The 440-nt window shown below is 76.8% G+C and carries 1 pseudogene; it reads right to left on the bottom strand.

Annotated features, from left to right (window positions below):
* Positions 1-373: pseudogene (locus tag BCY78_RS24335) on the bottom strand (energy transducer TonB); the annotation flags it as partial.
* Positions 374-440 lie beyond the last annotated feature (67 nt).

The raw sequence follows: 440 nt of genomic DNA, 5'->3' as shown, positions 1-440 counted from the left end.
GGGTCGGCGTGGGCGTTGGGGTCGGCGACGGCGTGGGTGCCGGGGTGGGCTCCGGTGCGGCGGCGACCTGTTGCGGGCGCTGACGCGGACGCATGCTGACCTCGGGCGCGGTCGCCGTGCGGCGGACCGGCTCGGTTTCGCTGATGGTGGTGGCCTCGGTCACGGTTTCGGTCGCGGCGGCCTCGCGCTGCGTGGCCTCCTGCGCTTCGGGCGCATCGACACTGGCCGAGGCATCTGGCGTCACCGCGGCCTGATCGGTCGGCGCGATGGTCACGTCAGGCTCAGGCGTCGGCGCGGCTTCGGGCGCGACACGGTCTGCCGGGCGTTGCACCGGGTTCAGCGCCGCGTCGGGCGTCACGGTCGGAGCCACCACGGCGGCCTGCGGCGGCTCAGGTGCCGGTGCGGGGGCCGGTGCGGGCGCCGGGCGGGTAGCAACCCCC

This window comes from Pararhodobacter sp. CCB-MM2, from assembly GCF_001691415.1.
In the GTDB taxonomy this organism is placed as follows: domain Bacteria; phylum Pseudomonadota; class Alphaproteobacteria; order Rhodobacterales; family Rhodobacteraceae; genus Pararhodobacter.
This window is presented reverse-complemented; position numbering and strand designations above follow the sequence as displayed.